Genomic DNA, 15,599 nt, shown 5'->3' on the forward strand with positions numbered 1-15,599 from the left:
TTCGCGGCGCTTTGGATTGGAACGGTTGCTATTTTGCAGGCGTCGACACTTAAATCTCAGCACCCTCAATCCAAAGCGGTGCTGAGCGCCGCACTCCAAATTCAGAGCCGTCCTGACAGTGACCGTCTTGCAATATCTACCTTCCTCAAGCCCCCACCAGCAAGCGCGATGGATTCTCCAGACAATCCTTGATGCGCACCAGGAATGTCACCGCTCCTTTACCATCCACAACGCGATGGTCATAGCTCACCGCCAGATACATCATCGGACGAATCACCACCTGACCATTCAACGCCACCGGACGCTGCTGGATGCTGTGCATTCCCAAAATGCCACTCTGCGGCGGATTCAAAATTGGCGTGCTCAACAGCGATCCATAAACCCCGCCATTGCTGATGGTGAACACCCCGCCGGTTAGATCGTCGAGGGCAATTTTGCCCTCTTTCGCCTTGGCCGCATAAGCTAGAATGTCCTTCTCGATCTCCGCGAAGGTCTTCTTCTCACAATCGCGCAACACCGGAACAATCAAGCCCTTCTCGGTGCCCACGGCCACGCCGATGTCATAAAAATGATTGCTGATGATCTCATCGCCATCCACCCGAACGTTCAACTGCGGAACCGCTTGCAACGCATCGACCACCGCCTTCACGAAGAACGACATGAAACCCAATTTCACTCCGTGCTTCTTCACGAAATCGTCCTGTAACTGCTTGCGCAATTCCATCACCGCCGTCATGTCGACCTCGTTAAAGGTCGTCAGAATGGCTGCCGTGCGTTGAGCATTCACCAACTGCTCGGCAATGCGCTTGCGCAAAGGCGTCATCTTCTTGCGACTGGTCCGACCCGCAGGCTCTGCCTTGGATGGCGCTGGCGCACTTTCCTTCGGCACCAACCGCAGTTGCGGCTCCGCAGCTTTCGGAGCCGATGCAGCCTCCGCCGGTTTGCTTTCTGCCGCAGGGGCAGGAGCAGGAGCCGCTTCAACCTTCGCCGGAGCTTCTTCAGCAGGCGCAGCCGGTTTCGGCGCTTCCGCCGCAGGAGCAGGAGCCGTCGCAGCACCACTCGATTCTTCGATCACTCCCACCACCGCACCGACCGGCACGTCGTCACCTTCCTGCGCCTGAATGCGCAAAATGCCATCCGCAGGGGCCGCAATCTCCTGCGCCACCTTGTCCGTTTCAAGCGTCAGCAACACATCGCCCTCTTTGACGCTGTCGCCATCCTTCTTGTTCCATTGTGAAATGAGGCCGCTGGCGATGGACTCTCCGAGGGTAGGGATCTTAATTTCTGTGGGCATGTTTACAAATTGCTGAGCTTTTTAATGATGCTTTTGGCCAAATATTCATTGATTTCGGTGTGCTGCGGAACGGGCTGGCAGGCACCGGTTTGCCGATTCTGAAACCAGTCGTGCTTGCCACCATGTCGAATCAGTTCGCATCCCATCAGTTCCAGTTGCTTCACCAAATCCCGCCGCTTCATGCCAGTTCCAACTGGGCATGTCGTTTGATGTTGGGAACCAATCCCCCGGTGAGTTCCTTGTGCAAATCCAACAAATGCTCCTTCAGATCCTCAAACGAAGTTCCCTGGGTGACATAGTCAGGAAACTCGTCCAGAAACCCGAGCCAAAGCTCATCATCATTCCAATAGGTGATCGATGCTGAAGGATTCATACTCACAACGTTTCAGAACATTAAACACTGAAGGCGTCTTCCACCAGTTTTTCCTGCTCCAGCGTGTGGATGGCTTTTGAACCGGCGGCAGGGCTGGCGCTGCGTTCGCGTCCGGCGTAACGAACAACGTGATTGGTCAAATCCTCCAGACGATGGCGGATGAACATCCAGGCACCCATGTTCTCCGGCTCCTCCTGGCACCAGATCCACTTCTTCTGGGCGCGCGGATAACGTTTCACGATCTGCCAGATCATGTTCACATTCAGCGGATAAAGCTGCTCCACACGAATGATCGCCGCATTCTTGATCTCGTTCTCCTTGCGGAAATTGATCAAATCGTAATACACCTTGCCCGAGCAGAAGATCAGCCGCGTGATGCGGTTTGGATCAAGGTCTGGGCTTTCGTCGTCCAGGATCTCCTTGAACGCCGTGCCTTCGGCCATGTCTTCGATCTTGCTCACTGCCTGAGGATGACGCAGCAGACTTTTCGGAGTCATGATCACCAACGGCTTGCGGAACGCCCGCTTCTGCTGACGACGCAGCATATGAAAATACTGGGCAGGCGTGGTCAAATTCGCCACCTGAATGTTGCATCCCGCGCAAAGCTGCAGGAACCGCTCGAGCCTCGCACTGCTGTGCTCAGGACCCTGGCCTTCATAACCATGCGGAAGCAACATCACGATGCTGCTCGGCTGCTGCCACTTGCTCTCGGCACTGGCAATGAACTGGTCAATGATCACCTGCGCCCCGTTGGCAAAGTCGCCAAACTGGGCTTCCCAGCAGATCAACACATTCGGTGTCAGCAACGAATAACCATAGTCAAAACCCAACACCGCCACTTCGGATAGCAACGAGTTGTAAACGCAAAACTTGCCCTGCTCTGCCTGAATGTTTTGCAACGGGATGTAGCGCTCGCGGTTGTCGTTGTCATACAACACACAATGACGTTGACTGAACGTGCCACGACGTGTGTCCTGACCGCTCAAACGCACGCCAAAATTCTCCGCCAACAAGGTGCCAAAGGCCAGTGCTTCAGCATGTGCCCAGTCAAATCCGCTTCCCGCTTCCAACGCCTTTTTGCGAGCCGCCAGAAACCGTTTTTCGATCGTCGGATGCAACTTGAACCCGGGCGGCGGTTCCACCAGCTTCAATCCAAGCTCGCGCAACGCCCCTTGCTCAATCCCGGTCACCACCGGCTCATGCGAATAACTCGGCTGCGGCTGCGCGGTTGAACCCTCAAAAGGATTGCTGCCCTTGCTCTTCTCATCCGTCGCAAGCTCCTGGAAACCCTGTTCGAGGTCGGCCTCCAGCTCTTTGCGAATCGCTTCCGCCTCTTCCACCGTCAGCACACCACTCTCAATCAACTGCTTCTCAAAAATGCTCGAAGTCGAAGGCTGTTCTGCAATCGAACGCGCCATGTTCGGCTGCGTGAACGACGGTTCATCCGTCTCGTTGTGTCCGTGACGACGATAACAAACGATGTCGAGAATCACATCCCGACCAAAAGCCTGACGGAACTCGATCGCAAACTGTGCCGCATAAGCCACATCCAGCGGCGAGTCGCCGTTCACGTGAATCACCGGAGCCTCAATCATCTTCGCCACGTCCGTGCAATAATCCGAAGAACGCGCATCCGCAGGCGATGTCGTGAAACCGATCTGGTTGTTCACGATGATATGAATCGTCCCGCCGGTGCGGTAACCCGGCAACTGCGAAAGGTTCAACACCTCCGCCACCATGCCCTGACCGGCAAATGCCGCATCCCCGTGAATCAAAATCGGGATCACCTTTTTGCGCGCCACCGAGTCATCCAAATGACGTTGACGTGCCCGCGCCTTGCCTTCCACGACCGGATCGACCGCCTCAAGGTGACTTGGGTTCGCCGCGAGGCTGATCTGCACCTCACCACCGATCTTGGTCGTGCGACGCGTCTCAAATCCCAGGTGATATTTCACGTCCCCATCACCCGCCACCATGTTCGGCACATAGTTTTCCGAAAACTCATAAAACAGCGTCTTCAGCGGCTTCTTCAAAAAGTTCGCCAGAATGCTCAAACGTCCACGGTGGGCCATTCCCATCACGATTTCTTGGGCACCCAACTTCGGCAAGCTCTCAAAAATCGTCTCCAACGCCACCATCAACGACTCCCCGCCTTCCAGCGAAAAGCGCTTCTGCCCCACATAACGCTTGTGCAAAAAGCGCTCAAACGTCTCCGGTTGCAGCACCCAACGCAAAATGTCCGCCTGTTTCTGCGCAGGCAATGCCGGGGCATTCACCCGCGCTTCAATGCGCTCACGCAGCCACCAGCGCACATCACGATTGTTGATGTGCATGAACTCAAAGCCGATCTTGTCACAATAAATGCGCCGCAGATCCGCCAGCATCTCACGCACCGTCGAACGACGACCTCCATCAAAAAATTGAGAGGAAACCTCCAGCCCAAGCTCCTCTTCGGTAAATCCAAGACCTTCAGCCGTCAGCGCGGGCACCTCAGGTGCCTCCTTCGCCAGCGGGTTCAGCCAAGCCGCTGTGTGTCCATTGCGACGAAAATCCAAAGCCGCATTGGTCACCTTGGTGCGGAATGCGATCACATCCTCCGAGAGCGCTGCTCCACCTTTTGCCGTTGTCGTAGCCTCAGATGCAACGCCTTCCGGCGATTTTTGGGCAAGTCCGAGTTCAAATCCTTCGAAAAACGAAGCCCAGGCGGGCTCAACGCTATGTGTGTCGTTTTTCCAGGCGAGATACTTCTCTTCGAGCAGGTCTACGTTCGCTCGGTAGGGCAAAGTGGCATTCATGATGGGCTGTCAGGGATGGGCAGTATGGCGCATTTGAGATTTCGTGAAAGTAGAAAAGTGATATTTTGAACCCCATCTCGACTGAATGACACTCATTCAGGCGAAATGTGCGGTAAAACACTAGAATCGCCGCTCCGCCTGCACTTGGACGATACTTTGTCCTTGCAACTTGCGTGCCGTCTTTCCTACGCTTTGGTCCACCCTGCGCATGATTGAAGTTACCAATCTCACCAAACACTACGTCGGCCGCACTGCGGTCGATAATCTTTCCTTCCACGTCGAACCTGGTGAGGTCGTCGGTTTCCTCGGCCCCAACGGCGCCGGCAAAAGCACCACCATGCGCATCCTCGCCGGCTACCTGCCGCCCAGCGAAGGCAGCGCCAAGGTCAATGGATTCGACACCTTTAAACAATCCATCCAGGCGCGACGCAGCCTCGGCTACATGCCCGAGAACGCCCCGCTTTACCTCGACATGCGGGTCAAGGAATACCTCCATTTCCGCGGTGCCCTCAAAGGCCTGGCCGGACGAGATTTGCGCCGCCGCACCGGCGAAGTCATGGAAGCCTGCTCCCTTGAAGACGTGCGGCGGAAAATCATCGGCAACCTCTCCAAAGGTTTTCGTCAGCGCGTCGCCCTTGCCGACGCCCTGCTTGGCCGCCCTCCACTCCTCATTCTCGACGAACCCACCAACGGACTCGACCCCAACCAGATCAAACAAATCCGCGAGCTGCTGTTCACCTTCAAGTCGCGTCAGACCATCCTTCTTTCCACCCACATTCTCAGTGAGGTCGAAGCCTGCTGCGACCGCATCCTTCTTCTTCATCACGGTAAACTGCGCGCCAACGACACCCCGCAAAACCTGGTCAAACGACTCCGCGTCACCAGCGACGTCCATATTGAACTCAGCGGCGGCAAAGACCACGAAAGCCACCTCTCCCAAATCACCGGCGTGCGCAAAATCACCGCCGACAAAAGCGAAGCGCCCTGGCACCGTTTCACCCTTCGCGTCGAAGCCCGCGCCGACATCCGCGAAGCCCTCTTCGACCTCGCCCTCAAACAAAAATGGCAGGTCCGCGAACTCCACCGCGAACTCCCCAGCCTCGAAGACGTCTTCACCGAGCTCACCATGAGTGATCACTAAAAGAGGTTTCCGTTTTATTCAGGCTCAGTTCTTTAGCCTTTATCCCTTATCCTTTATCCTTTCAAGATGTCCGTTTTATTCACCCTGTTCTTCAAAGAACTTCGCTCCTTCTTCTACTCTCCAGTTGCCTACGTGGTGCTGGCCATGGTCGCAGCGATCAACGGCTTCTCGTTTCGTGGAGCCATTGCCGCCCTTGAAAGCGGTCCCCAACAAGGCAGCCTCATCACCTTCACCTTCACCTCCCCCTGGTTCTGGTGGTCCTACTTCTTCGTCTTTCCGCTGCTGACCATGCGACTGTTCGCCGAAGAACGAAAACTCGGCACCTGGGAAACCCTCTTCACCGCGCCTGTGCGCACCTGGCAGGTCGTCATGGGCAAATACCTCGCCGCCGTCTTCTTCTATTGCCTCCTCTGGATCCCCAGTGTCCTTAACTTTTTTGTGTTTCAATGGATGACCGCCGGAGCTGCGGACATCCCCGCCGGAGCCCTCTACACCACCTATCTTCTCCTCTTCTTCATGGGCCTCTTCAACCTCGCCGTCGGCTGCTTCACCTCCTCGCTCACCTCCAACCAGATCGTCGCTGCCGTTCTCTCGTTCACCTTCAGCCTGCTCCATTTTGTCGTCGGCATTTTTGTGCTCTACCTTGGTCGCCGCGTGCCTGATGCCTTCATCGACCTCGTCCATTACATCGCCACCAAGGAACACATCGAAGTCTTCACCAGCGGCCTTCTCGACACCCGACCACTCGTCTACTACAGCAGCCTCGCCTTTCTCTTCCTGGCCCTCACCCACTATGTCCTCGAGTTCCGCCGCTGGAGAGTCTGATTCCCCTGCATTTCCTCCCCCTTTAGCCTTTATCCTTTCGCCTTTATCCTTTCTTCAATGCCCCATTCTTCTCCCGCCTCTCCCCCTCCGACCCCTAAAGTTGGCCGCTTCAGCATCGGCCTCAACGTCGTGTTGCAACTCGTCCTGCTGCTCGCCCTCTTCGGCATCGCCAACTACCTCAGCTACCGCCATTTCATTCGCCAGGATCTCAGTCCCAACAAAGACTTCACCCTCAGCGAATACACCCACAACTACATCAAACGCCTCTCCAAAAACGTCGATCTCACCCTGATCTACACCCGCGAATCTCCGGCCATGCAGGAGGTCCGCAGCCTCCTCGAATCGTATCGCGACATCAAAAAGAACCGCATCTCCACCGAAGAAATCGATCCCGTCCGCGACATGGAACGCGCCGAGGAACTCAAGCTCAAACACAACATCACCCTGCAAGGCAACGGCATCCTGATCGAGGCCAACAAACGCATCAAATTCATCCCCGAAGAAGACATCATCATTCGCGGCCTCAGCGGCAATCGCGACAACCCCAGCGTCGACTTCCGCGGCGAAGACGCCGTCACCTCCACCATCATCAACCTCCTCGAAGGCGAAGCCCAGCGCCTCTACTTCATCACCGGCAAAGGTGAAGCCAGCGGCAAAGGACCTGAACTTCCCTTCGTCGCCCTCAGCGCCATTGGCACCCTGCAAAACTTCGAAGTCGCCCCCCTCAACCTCACCGAAGTCACCACCATTCCCGACGACGCCAACGCTCTGGTCATCGTCGGACCCAAATACGATTTTAGCGAAACCGAAATCAAAATGATCGAGACCTATTGGGCCACCGAACGCGCCGCCCTCTTCATCCTTCTCGATCCCAACGGCCAGACCCCGCGCCTCCGCCAGTTCATCAGCACCCACGGTGTCACGCCACGGCCCGACCGCGTCCTCTACGCCGAAAGCACCGCCACCGGTCCTCGCAAAGAATTCAGCGTCAACGCCAACTTCTCCGCCGACTCCCCCATCACCCAACCCCTTCAAACCGTTACCACCACCTTCAGCGGCCAGACCCAGTCCCTCGACGTCAAAACCGAATCCCCCGAACTCCGCGCCCGCCAGATCGAAGTCCTCCCCCTCATCACCGCCAACGAACGATTCTGGGGCGAAACCCGCTTCCTGCTCGACCTGCCACGCGTCGACCCCGAAGACACCCAACCTCCCGTGCACCTCGGTGCCAGCATCGAACGTGGCCACGTCCGTGATGCCCGGCTCCGCGTCGACAGCGCCCGCATGGTCATCGTCTCCAACGCCCTGCTCCTCGATCCCGCCACCCGGCTCGACAACCATCAGACCTTCGTCATCAACAGCCTGAACTGGATGCTCTCCCGCGAAAAACTCATCGGCATCCCCTCCATCCGCAAACAAACCTTCCGACTCGAACTCACCGCCGACCAACGCACCAAAATCTTCTGGGTCACCGCCCTCGTTCTCCCCGGCAGCATCCTCGCCCTCGGCTTCATGATCTGGAACTTCCGTCGCGCGTAGCGGCCAACTCCTCCTCTTACTCTTACTCTTACTCCTCCTCCTACTCCCCAGCCAGCACGCCTCAAACCGCAGCGTCACCAATTCAAAAAAACTCGTCCTCGTCCTCCTACTCGAACTCGTCCTCGATACACCGGTCTCCCACTTCCCCTCCACCTTCAACCATGCGTCTGTCCACCACCCTTCTGCTTCTCGTCCTCGTCGCCGGGTTGTTGATCTTCATCATCGCTGTGGAACACGAAGCCCCCGGCACCCAGGAAAAACTCGAGCGCCAGATCCGCCCCTTCAGCTTCCAACCCGACGAAGCATTTCAAATCGAAATGAACACCGGCGAGGACCAAATCACCCTCCAGCGCACTCCCTCCGGATGGCTGATCGAGCAGCCCATCAAAGACCACGCCAACCCCGACAAAATCAAAACCCTCCTCGAAGCCGCCGCCAACCTCGAATGGCTTCAAACCTTCCAACGCAAAGACCTCGGTCGCGGCGATCTCAGCGACAGCGGCCTCAACGATTCTGCCCCACTCTTCACCATCAAAAACGACAAAGGTGAAACCCTCGCCACGCTTCGTCTCGGTGCCGCCTCCGCCATTGAAGGCGCCATCTACGCCACCTCCGACCCGAACCCCGAGCCCCAATCCCTGCACCTGACCCGCAGCCCCCTCAGCAACCTCCTCCCGATCAACGCCGCCGAATGGCGCGACCAACGACTCCTTCGTGTCAAAGCCGACAACGTCCTCTCCCTCTCGCTCGACACCGCGACCAGTGCCATGGAATTCGAGCGCGACCCGGCCACCCGCTCCTGGAACCTCATCAAACCTCTGCGCACCCGCGCCAGCAACGAACGCGTCAATGCCATCCTCGGTGCCATCCTCAATCTCGAGTCTTCTCCTCCGCAGCCCAACACCCCGAAACCCGGCGACTCCACCCTCGCCCCGCTCGTCATCCGCATCACCACCACCAACGATACCAAGCCGAAAGAAATCACCCTTCAGGCCAATGCCGATCCCACCCAGCCCGTTCGCGCTGAGATCAATGACCGACCCGACCACTACCAAACCACCAACAAAGCCCACGACCTCTGGCGTCTGCAACCCAACCACCTGCGCGACCAGCAGCTCGCCCGCTTCGACGCCGCCTCCGTCCTCAGCCTGCGCATCCAAAGCGTCAACCACGGCGAAGTCCTCATGAATAAAGTCAGCGGAGAGTGGATGCTCAAACGATTCGGCAAAACCGAGCCCGCCAATCACGAACGCATCGCCCAACTGCTCGACCGTTTGAACATCGAGCAAATCCGCGAGTTCATCAGCGACTCCGCCACCAACCTCGAACCCTACGGCCTCGACAAACCCTTTCTCGAAGTCTCCTGGGACATCGCCCAAACCACCACCACCCTCACCTTTGGCAGCGGAGCCGACAATCAGGTCTTCGCGCGCTACAAAGACGCCCCCCACGTCTATCGTATCAGTCCCAGCCTGTTCACCGCCATCCCGCCCGACATCACCAAATGGCGCAGCACCAAGATCATCAACGCCAGCGTCTTTGCCGCACGCCGACTCATCATCGCCAAAGGCGAAGCCCCCGCGCTCACCCTTCAATACCAGGCCGACCAATCGAGCTGGACGGGCACCCTCGCCAACAACGACATCACTCCAAAAATCGACACCGCCGCCGCCAACGAATACCTCCAGCAACTCCTCAACTTCACCGCCAGCGACTGGAGTTCGGATCGACGCGATGCCTATATCGCCCTCAAAAATCCCACTCTCACCTTGCAGCTCACCCTCGTTCAGGCTGGCGAAGATGAGAACAACGCCAAAGCCCAAACCCTCATCTTTGCACCCACCCAACCCGGCATGGACACCGCCATCTATCACGGTCGGCTCGACGGCGACCCGGATACCTTCCTCATCACCCGCGAACTTTATCGCCAGCTCACCGTTCCGCTGATCAAGGAATAGCTCATCAAGCTGAATCCCTGCACGGCTCGCGAGGAAAACCCACCTGCAAGTGGAGGCAGAACCGTATCCCTTCCACTGCGCTTTCGCCCATTTTCTCACCATGAAATTCCCCTACCTCTTCGCCCTGTTTGGAATCAGCCTCCCCTTCCTCGCCACCGCCCAAACCCTGGAATCCCAATTGCAGGAACGTTCGAAAGCATTCGCGGCCACGGCGGACGAGGGAATCAAAAAGGACTATGCCGATGGAATCCAGGCCGTCAGAGAATCGGGCGTCGTGCAGGGTGCGATCCAGGTCGGTGATCAAGCCCCCGATTTCTCTCTGAAAAATCCGCAAGGCGAAGTCGTCCAACTATCCACTTTGCTGAAGGACGGACCCGTCGTGCTCGTGTGGTATCGGGGTGGCTGGTGCCCGGCCTGCAATCTCACCCTGGCCGCCCTTCAAAAAGCACTGCCGGACATCCAGGCAACGGGAGCACAACTGGTCGCGCTGACCCCGGAATTGCCAGACAAGTCATTGACCACCATAGAAAAGCGCGCCCTGCAGTTTCCCGTGTTGACCGATCTGAATCACGAAGTGGCCAAACGTTACAAGGTCGCCTTCAACCTCACTCCCGAAGTCGCGGCACGCTACAAAGCGCAGTTCAACCTGGCCGAATACAACGGCACGGAAGCAGGTGATACCATCCTGCCACTGGCCGCCACCTATATCATCGATCCCTCGGGCGTGGTTCAATACGCCTTCCTTGATGCCGACTATCGCAAACGTGCCGAACCCAGCGAGATCGTGACCTTCCTGCAAAAGATGAAAAGTGCGACCAAAACCAAATCAGCCGACTAACACATCAACGTTAGCGACAAAGGGCGTGTTCGAAAGCCTATGCCACCTCGGAACCTGCGCTAATTCCGTGTCTGCCTCCATACAAACTGTTGAATGGCGGAGCGTGTTGAAGACTCCCAATTCAGCACTAAAACACTCGCAAGGAGATGACGCTCAATCTGAACCTTTCTGCGGCAAACTAGATGGCTCGCAAGGATTCCAGAGCTTTTTGAACCCGAATCCTTGAAAGTCTTTCAGGTTCGCCGTAGCGAATTCAGTGACACCGAACGCAATCAAGCTGAGTGCTGTTCTCGTGCCATAGATGCGACGACGGGCAAAATCAGAACCAGCAGCCATTTGCCATAGCGCGGTATGCAGATCACGGCTTCTGGGTGGGAAGCCAAGAATTCTCCAATTGGGGTGTTGCCGGTAGCTGTCAACAACGCTTGCTGCTTCCTTGGAGGACAGGGGCTTCTGCAAGACCGCCGGGTTGCGCAAATGCAGGTAAAATTCAGTCAGGATGAATTCGCTGATCCCTACATCCTCACGAGAAGAAAGCGATTCCAAAAACTGGCTGGCCCGCCCATGAAACGGCGAGGCTTCCGAGTAGCTGTAAAGCAGTATATTGGCGTCCACGGAAATCATCATCAGGACCAGCGAGGTTCAGCGTCCTCAAAGGCAATATCGCGCAACTCTTCTGCGTTCAACCCTTTCCAGCCCACCTCTTTTGATTTGGGAGGATGCCAAGCCTTGGTCGCGGGCGTGATATCAGCAGGGTAAACTTCCAGTAGTAGTTCAGCACCGCGCCTGAAAGTTTCTGCAAGCGACCACTCGCGCCTCTTGGCGAACGCCTTGAGATCTCGAAAAAGTTCTTCAGGAACTTGAATTTGAGTCTTCGTCATGCCATCAATTTACTTCTCCATCAATTTGATGTCAACGCGAACTACCGACCCGACAACGTTAGATTTGCTTTCGTGAAGCGCAACACCTTGAAAATCAACACTTTCCTAGCGGAGTGGGCTTTCAGGCTGGAGGAGCGGAGAGGGTGGGATTCGAACCCACGTTAGCTTGCGCTAAGGCAGTTTTCAAGACTGCAGCCATAAACCACTCGACCACCTCTCCAGATAGTTTCGGGACTATTCGGAAGACAATACTCCCAAACCTCCGCTCGTCCAGCATAAGTGAGGTGGAGACAGGTTTTCCTCTCCTCTCAAAAACGACCGATGTTCGTCACCTCCAAACAGGCAATTTCCGGCGGACACCAAAATCGCACGTGCTGGTCCACCGTGCCGATCCCACGATTGACGTGCAACTGCATCGGCCCGACCCGATACAGACCGGCCTGATAACGCTTCCCATACCTCGGTAAAATCAACGCACCCCATCCTGGCACACGCACCTGCCCGCCATGGGTGTGACCTGAGCATTGCAGCACAATGGAAGCGTCCTTCGTCAGAATTTCCGCATAGTCTGGCTCGTGCATCAGCATCAACACCCGGTCATCACCCTTCAAACCACGCCGCGCTTTGGCCCAATTCGGATAGCCACCCCAAACACTGTCCAGTCCAGCCACGACAATCTCCCCATCCGCACATCGAACCCGCGAATGCTCGTTGGTCAGCACTCGAATCCCGTGCCGTTCCAAGGCCACTCTTACCCGATGAGGCTGGTTCCAGATGTCGTGATTCCCCAAACAGGCAAAGGCTCCGAACTTCGATTTCAATCCACCGAGCACCTCACCCAATTCTTCCACACGTCGGCTCGAGCTGGTGATGAAATCGCCCGTCATAAAAATCACATCCGGCTCCACGGCGTTGGCCTTTCCACACAGTGCTTCAAATATCCGATCTCAAACAACGGATCGAAATGGAAATCGGTCAGCCCGACCACACGCAAGTTGCGAGGCGCATTTGCCCCTAAATCCAGCTCCAGCGCATACCTTTCCACCCTCACCCGATGGCGTTCCACCAAGGTCCCATAACCATACGCACCACCACCACCAATCATCAAACCTGGAACCGCCAGCCAATACTTCTGAATCAACTCACGCCGCGACATGCCTGCCCGATGCAATGATGGATCGGTTGGAGGAGCAGGCATCCTTGGCGGTCTCAATCGAATCACTTCTCCCCCAAACACCACAGCGCCTGCTGGGTGCGGATCAACAATCGATTCCCCACCACGGCCGGACTCGCCAACGACCGATCATCAAGATCATTGGTGCCGAGCAGCTTGAACTTCTTCCCGGCCTCCAAGACATAACCGCCGCCTGACTCGTCCTGGACATAAATTTTCCCATCGGCATACAGCGGCGAAGCTGAAGTCTGCCGAGCCACACGCTCCTGCCAATGCACCTTCCCGGACATCGCATCCGCACAGGTCACCAGACCGTTGTCGGCCACCATGTAAACCTCATCGCCAATCAACAACATCGAAGGCGTCAACGGCGCGCCGCGGCCCGTCATCTCCCACGCGACATGCGAATCCGTCACATCCCCTTTGCCATCCACACGAATCGCCAAAGCCTTCGCCCGGTCATACCCCGTGCTCATGAAAATCATCCCGTGTCCAAACACCGGCCGCGGCACCACCGAATACCCTTCGTAGTTCACACGCCAGATCTCGCTGCCGTCCAAAGGATTCAACGCACTCACGCCGTTGCTTCCAGGACAGACCACCTGCTTCTGCCCCCCCACTTCAATCACCAGCGGCGTGCTGAACGAAAAAGTCCTCCTCGCGTCCGTGACCCGCGACTTTTTCCAACGCACCTCGCCCGTCGCTGCGTCCAATGCCGCCATGAAAGGAGCCTTGCCCGCGTCCGCAAGAAAAATCAGCAATCCATCCACCAACACCGGGCATCCGCCATTGCCATGAACCGGCGCATAAGCCAGTTCCGTGCTCTTCCACAAAAGCCCGCCACTCTCATCAAGGCACACCGTCCCAAAGTGACCGAAATGCGCAAAAATCTTGCCATCGGCAAACACCGGGGTGGCACTCGCATAACTATTTTTTTGATGCATCCCCAACGCCTGCGGTTTCTCCAGCTTGAACACTTCCTTGTCCCACAAAACCGCCCCATCCGACGCATTCAAGGCCAGCACCCGTAATGACACATCCCCTTCCAATGCCGCCGAATCCCCATCAGTAGTGACCGCATTGGTCAGATAAATCCGCTCACCCACCACAATCGGCGACGACCAAGCCTTGCCCGGCAACTCCGACTTCCACACCACATTCTTTGACGGCCCCCAGGCCACCGGCAAACCCACGGCCTGCGAATGCCCGTCCGCCCTCGGACCACGAAACTCCGGCCAGTCTTCCGCGCCCACATCGCCCCCCATGAAGAGTGCCCCGACCGCCGTCAAAAGATGCCATCGCATAAAGTTCATTCCACTTAAACGCAGCCACCGTCCAATTTCACTGACGCTTTTCACATTTTCAATCACACCGCAATCGGAGCCTTGATGCCCGGCCACGGATCATAATCCTCCAGCGTGAAGTCTTCAAACGTGAACCCATCAATGTCCTTCACCCCGGGATTGATACGCATCACCGGCAAAGCCTTGGGCTCCCGGGTCAGCTGCAATTTCGCCTGCTCCAAATGGTTCGCATAAAGGTGCAAATCCCCAAACGTGTGGACAAACTCACCGGGCTGCAAGTCGCATACCTGCGCCATCATCATCGTCAACAACGCATAACTCGCGATGTTGAACGGCACCCCCAAAAACAGATCCGCGCTGCGTTGATAAAGCTGACAACTCAACCGTCCGCGATCGACAAAAAATTGAAACAAGAGATGGCATGGCGGCAGCGCCATCTCCCCGATGCGCGACACGTTCCAGGCACTCACGATATGCCGACGCGAATGCGGGTCCCGCTTGATCCGTTCCACCACCTCCGCGATCTGATCATGCTCCTTGCCATCCGCCCCGCGCCAGCGCCGCCACTGTTCCCCATAAACCGGTCCCAGATTGCCCTCCTCGTCCGCCCATTCATCCCAAATCGTCACCTTGTTCTCCCGCAGATACGCCACATTGGTATCGCCCTTCAAGAACCACAACAGCTCATGAATGATCGACCGCAGATGCAGTTTTTTGGTCGTCAGACACGGAAACCCCTGGCTCAAATCATATCGCGACTGCTCACCAAACACCGAGTAGGCACCCACCCCCGTCCGGTCTTCGCGGAAACTCCCGTGCTCCAGCACCTTGTGCAACAATCGATGATACTCCTGCATAGAATCTCAAAAAATTAAACCTTGCCGCCCGGCCTCTCACCCTTAGCAGCCCCGCCAAAACGTTCAACTTGTCATTATTCGTCTCGCCCCCGACTTGATCGCCCCCGTTTCACCTCAGAGCGGATATGCTTGCCCTTCAGAATCCGCTCCTTCACCCCGCGCGGCCGGGGCCGGTTAGCGCGCCGCTTTTTCTCGACCACCGCCCGCTTCGCGAGCCGGGCCTCCTCGCGCTGCTGTTCCAGTTTGTCGCACAATTCCCGACGGGCAATCAACCGGTTCATGCTCTGCGACCGCTGCTGCTGACACCGCACTTCCACGCCCGAAACCACATGACGCAACACCACCGTCGAAGACGTTTTGTTGATCTTCTGCCCGCCCGCTCCCGTTCCGCGCACAAAACTCTCCTCAAGGTCCTCTTCGCGAACACCCAGCTTGGTCATCCTCGCCTGCAAGGCGTCATCATCAGGGGCAGCAGCCATCCGCCCAAGCTACCATAAAGCTAGCAAAAATCATGGCTCAATATTCGGTCGCATCCACTCCCTTCCCTCCCTGCCCCGGTTCGAGAACGCAAAAAAGCGACCCTGTCGAATTGACATCTAGGAAAAAAACCCCCAAAACCT

At 56.8% G+C, this 15,599-nt stretch carries 16 protein-coding genes and 1 tRNA gene; 5 read left to right on the plus strand and 12 right to left on the minus strand.

Translation table 11 applies throughout. From position 1 onward, the window contains the following. Positions 1 to 145 precede the first annotated feature (145 nt). The 4 genes from sucB to FEM03_RS20405 are packed head-to-tail and all read right to left on the minus strand — an operon-like array spanning position 146 to position 4,462. On the minus strand, positions 146 to 1,294 hold the full coding sequence (gene sucB, locus FEM03_RS20390; RefSeq protein ID WP_138088156.1) for a dihydrolipoyllysine-residue succinyltransferase: 1,149 nt from the start codon (positions 1,292 to 1,294) through the stop codon (positions 146 to 148). 2 nt (positions 1,295 to 1,296) lie between these two features. Continuing rightward, complete coding sequence (locus tag FEM03_RS25860; protein ID WP_138088157.1) at positions 1,297 to 1,476, minus strand: type II toxin-antitoxin system HicA family toxin; 180 nt, start codon at positions 1,474 to 1,476, stop codon at positions 1,297 to 1,299. Beyond that, the gene (locus tag FEM03_RS20400) at positions 1,473 to 1,667 is read right to left on the minus strand and encodes a type II toxin-antitoxin system HicB family antitoxin (RefSeq protein WP_138088158.1); all 195 of its coding nucleotides are present in this window, start codon (positions 1,665 to 1,667) and stop codon (positions 1,473 to 1,475) included. Before FEM03_RS20400 ends, FEM03_RS25860 begins: the two co-directional genes overlap by 4 nt. Before the next feature lie 20 nt (positions 1,668 to 1,687). Further along, positions 1,688 to 4,462 carry a 2-oxoglutarate dehydrogenase E1 component gene (locus FEM03_RS20405; RefSeq protein WP_138088159.1) on the minus strand — a complete coding sequence of 925 codons (2,775 nt, stop codon included), beginning with the start codon at positions 4,460 to 4,462 and terminating at the stop codon, positions 1,688 to 1,690. A 208-nt stretch (positions 4,463 to 4,670) separates the two neighbouring features. Between FEM03_RS20405 and FEM03_RS20410 the strand changes: the two genes are divergently transcribed. The 5 genes from FEM03_RS20410 (at position 4,671) to FEM03_RS20430 (ending at position 10,763) form a co-directional block, all read left to right on the plus strand. Continuing rightward, positions 4,671 to 5,603, plus strand: a complete 933-nt coding sequence (locus tag FEM03_RS20410; protein ID WP_138088160.1) for an ABC transporter ATP-binding protein — start codon at positions 4,671 to 4,673, stop codon at positions 5,601 to 5,603. A 66-nt stretch (positions 5,604 to 5,669) separates the two neighbouring features. Further along, positions 5,670 to 6,428 (plus strand): ABC transporter permease, encoded by a 759-nt coding sequence (locus FEM03_RS20415; RefSeq protein ID WP_138088161.1) that lies wholly within the window; start codon positions 5,670 to 5,672, stop codon positions 6,426 to 6,428. Between the two features lie 57 nt (positions 6,429 to 6,485). After that, positions 6,486 to 7,967 (plus strand): GldG family protein, encoded by a 1,482-nt coding sequence (locus FEM03_RS20420; protein WP_138088162.1) that lies wholly within the window; start codon positions 6,486 to 6,488, stop codon positions 7,965 to 7,967. Between the two features lie 161 nt (positions 7,968 to 8,128). After that, entirely contained in the window at positions 8,129 to 9,925 is a 1,797-nt protein-coding gene (locus tag FEM03_RS20425; RefSeq protein ID WP_138088163.1) for a DUF4340 domain-containing protein, read from the plus strand. Between the two features lie 100 nt (positions 9,926 to 10,025). Then, the gene (locus FEM03_RS20430; protein WP_138088164.1) at positions 10,026 to 10,763 is read left to right on the plus strand and encodes a peroxiredoxin-like family protein; all 738 of its coding nucleotides are present in this window, start codon (positions 10,026 to 10,028) and stop codon (positions 10,761 to 10,763) included. A gap of 153 nt (positions 10,764 to 10,916) precedes the next feature. On the opposite strand, the gene FEM03_RS20435 is transcribed toward FEM03_RS20430, so the two are convergent. The 8 genes from FEM03_RS20435 to FEM03_RS20470 form a co-directional block, all read right to left on the minus strand. Beyond that, entirely contained in the window at positions 10,917 to 11,390 is a 474-nt protein-coding gene (locus FEM03_RS20435) for a PIN domain-containing protein (protein WP_206171092.1), read from the minus strand. After that, positions 11,390 to 11,644 (minus strand): antitoxin, encoded by a 255-nt coding sequence (locus tag FEM03_RS20440; RefSeq protein ID WP_138088165.1) that lies wholly within the window; start codon positions 11,642 to 11,644, stop codon positions 11,390 to 11,392. Before FEM03_RS20440 ends, FEM03_RS20435 begins: the two co-directional genes overlap by 1 nt. 135 nt (positions 11,645 to 11,779) lie before the next feature. Further along, positions 11,780 to 11,864: transfer RNA gene (locus FEM03_RS20445), tRNA-Ser, on the minus strand. Positions 11,865 to 11,952: 88 nt separating this feature from the next. Then, positions 11,953 to 12,531 carry a metallophosphoesterase gene (locus tag FEM03_RS20450; RefSeq protein ID WP_138088166.1) on the minus strand — a complete coding sequence of 193 codons (579 nt, stop codon included), beginning with the start codon at positions 12,529 to 12,531 and terminating at the stop codon, positions 11,953 to 11,955. Positions 12,532 to 12,536: 5 nt separating this feature from the next. Continuing rightward, complete coding sequence (locus tag FEM03_RS20455) at positions 12,537 to 12,842, minus strand: hypothetical protein (protein ID WP_138088167.1); 306 nt, start codon at positions 12,840 to 12,842, stop codon at positions 12,537 to 12,539. 20 nt (positions 12,843 to 12,862) lie between these two features. Continuing rightward, positions 12,863 to 14,122, minus strand: a complete 1,260-nt coding sequence (locus FEM03_RS20460; protein ID WP_138088168.1) for a PQQ-like beta-propeller repeat protein — start codon at positions 14,120 to 14,122, stop codon at positions 12,863 to 12,865. Positions 14,123 to 14,184: 62 nt separating this feature from the next. Beyond that, positions 14,185 to 14,979, minus strand: coding sequence for a thymidylate synthase (locus FEM03_RS20465; RefSeq protein ID WP_138088169.1), 795 nt, complete (start codon positions 14,977 to 14,979; stop codon positions 14,185 to 14,187). A 74-nt stretch (positions 14,980 to 15,053) separates the two neighbouring features. Then, entirely contained in the window at positions 15,054 to 15,458 is a 405-nt protein-coding gene (locus tag FEM03_RS20470; protein ID WP_138088170.1) for a peptide chain release factor family protein, read from the minus strand. Between the last annotated feature and the right edge of the window lie 141 nt (positions 15,459 to 15,599).

The organism is Phragmitibacter flavus (assembly GCF_005780165.1).
In the GTDB taxonomy this organism is placed as follows: Bacteria; Verrucomicrobiota; Verrucomicrobiia; order Verrucomicrobiales; family Verrucomicrobiaceae; genus Phragmitibacter; species Phragmitibacter flavus.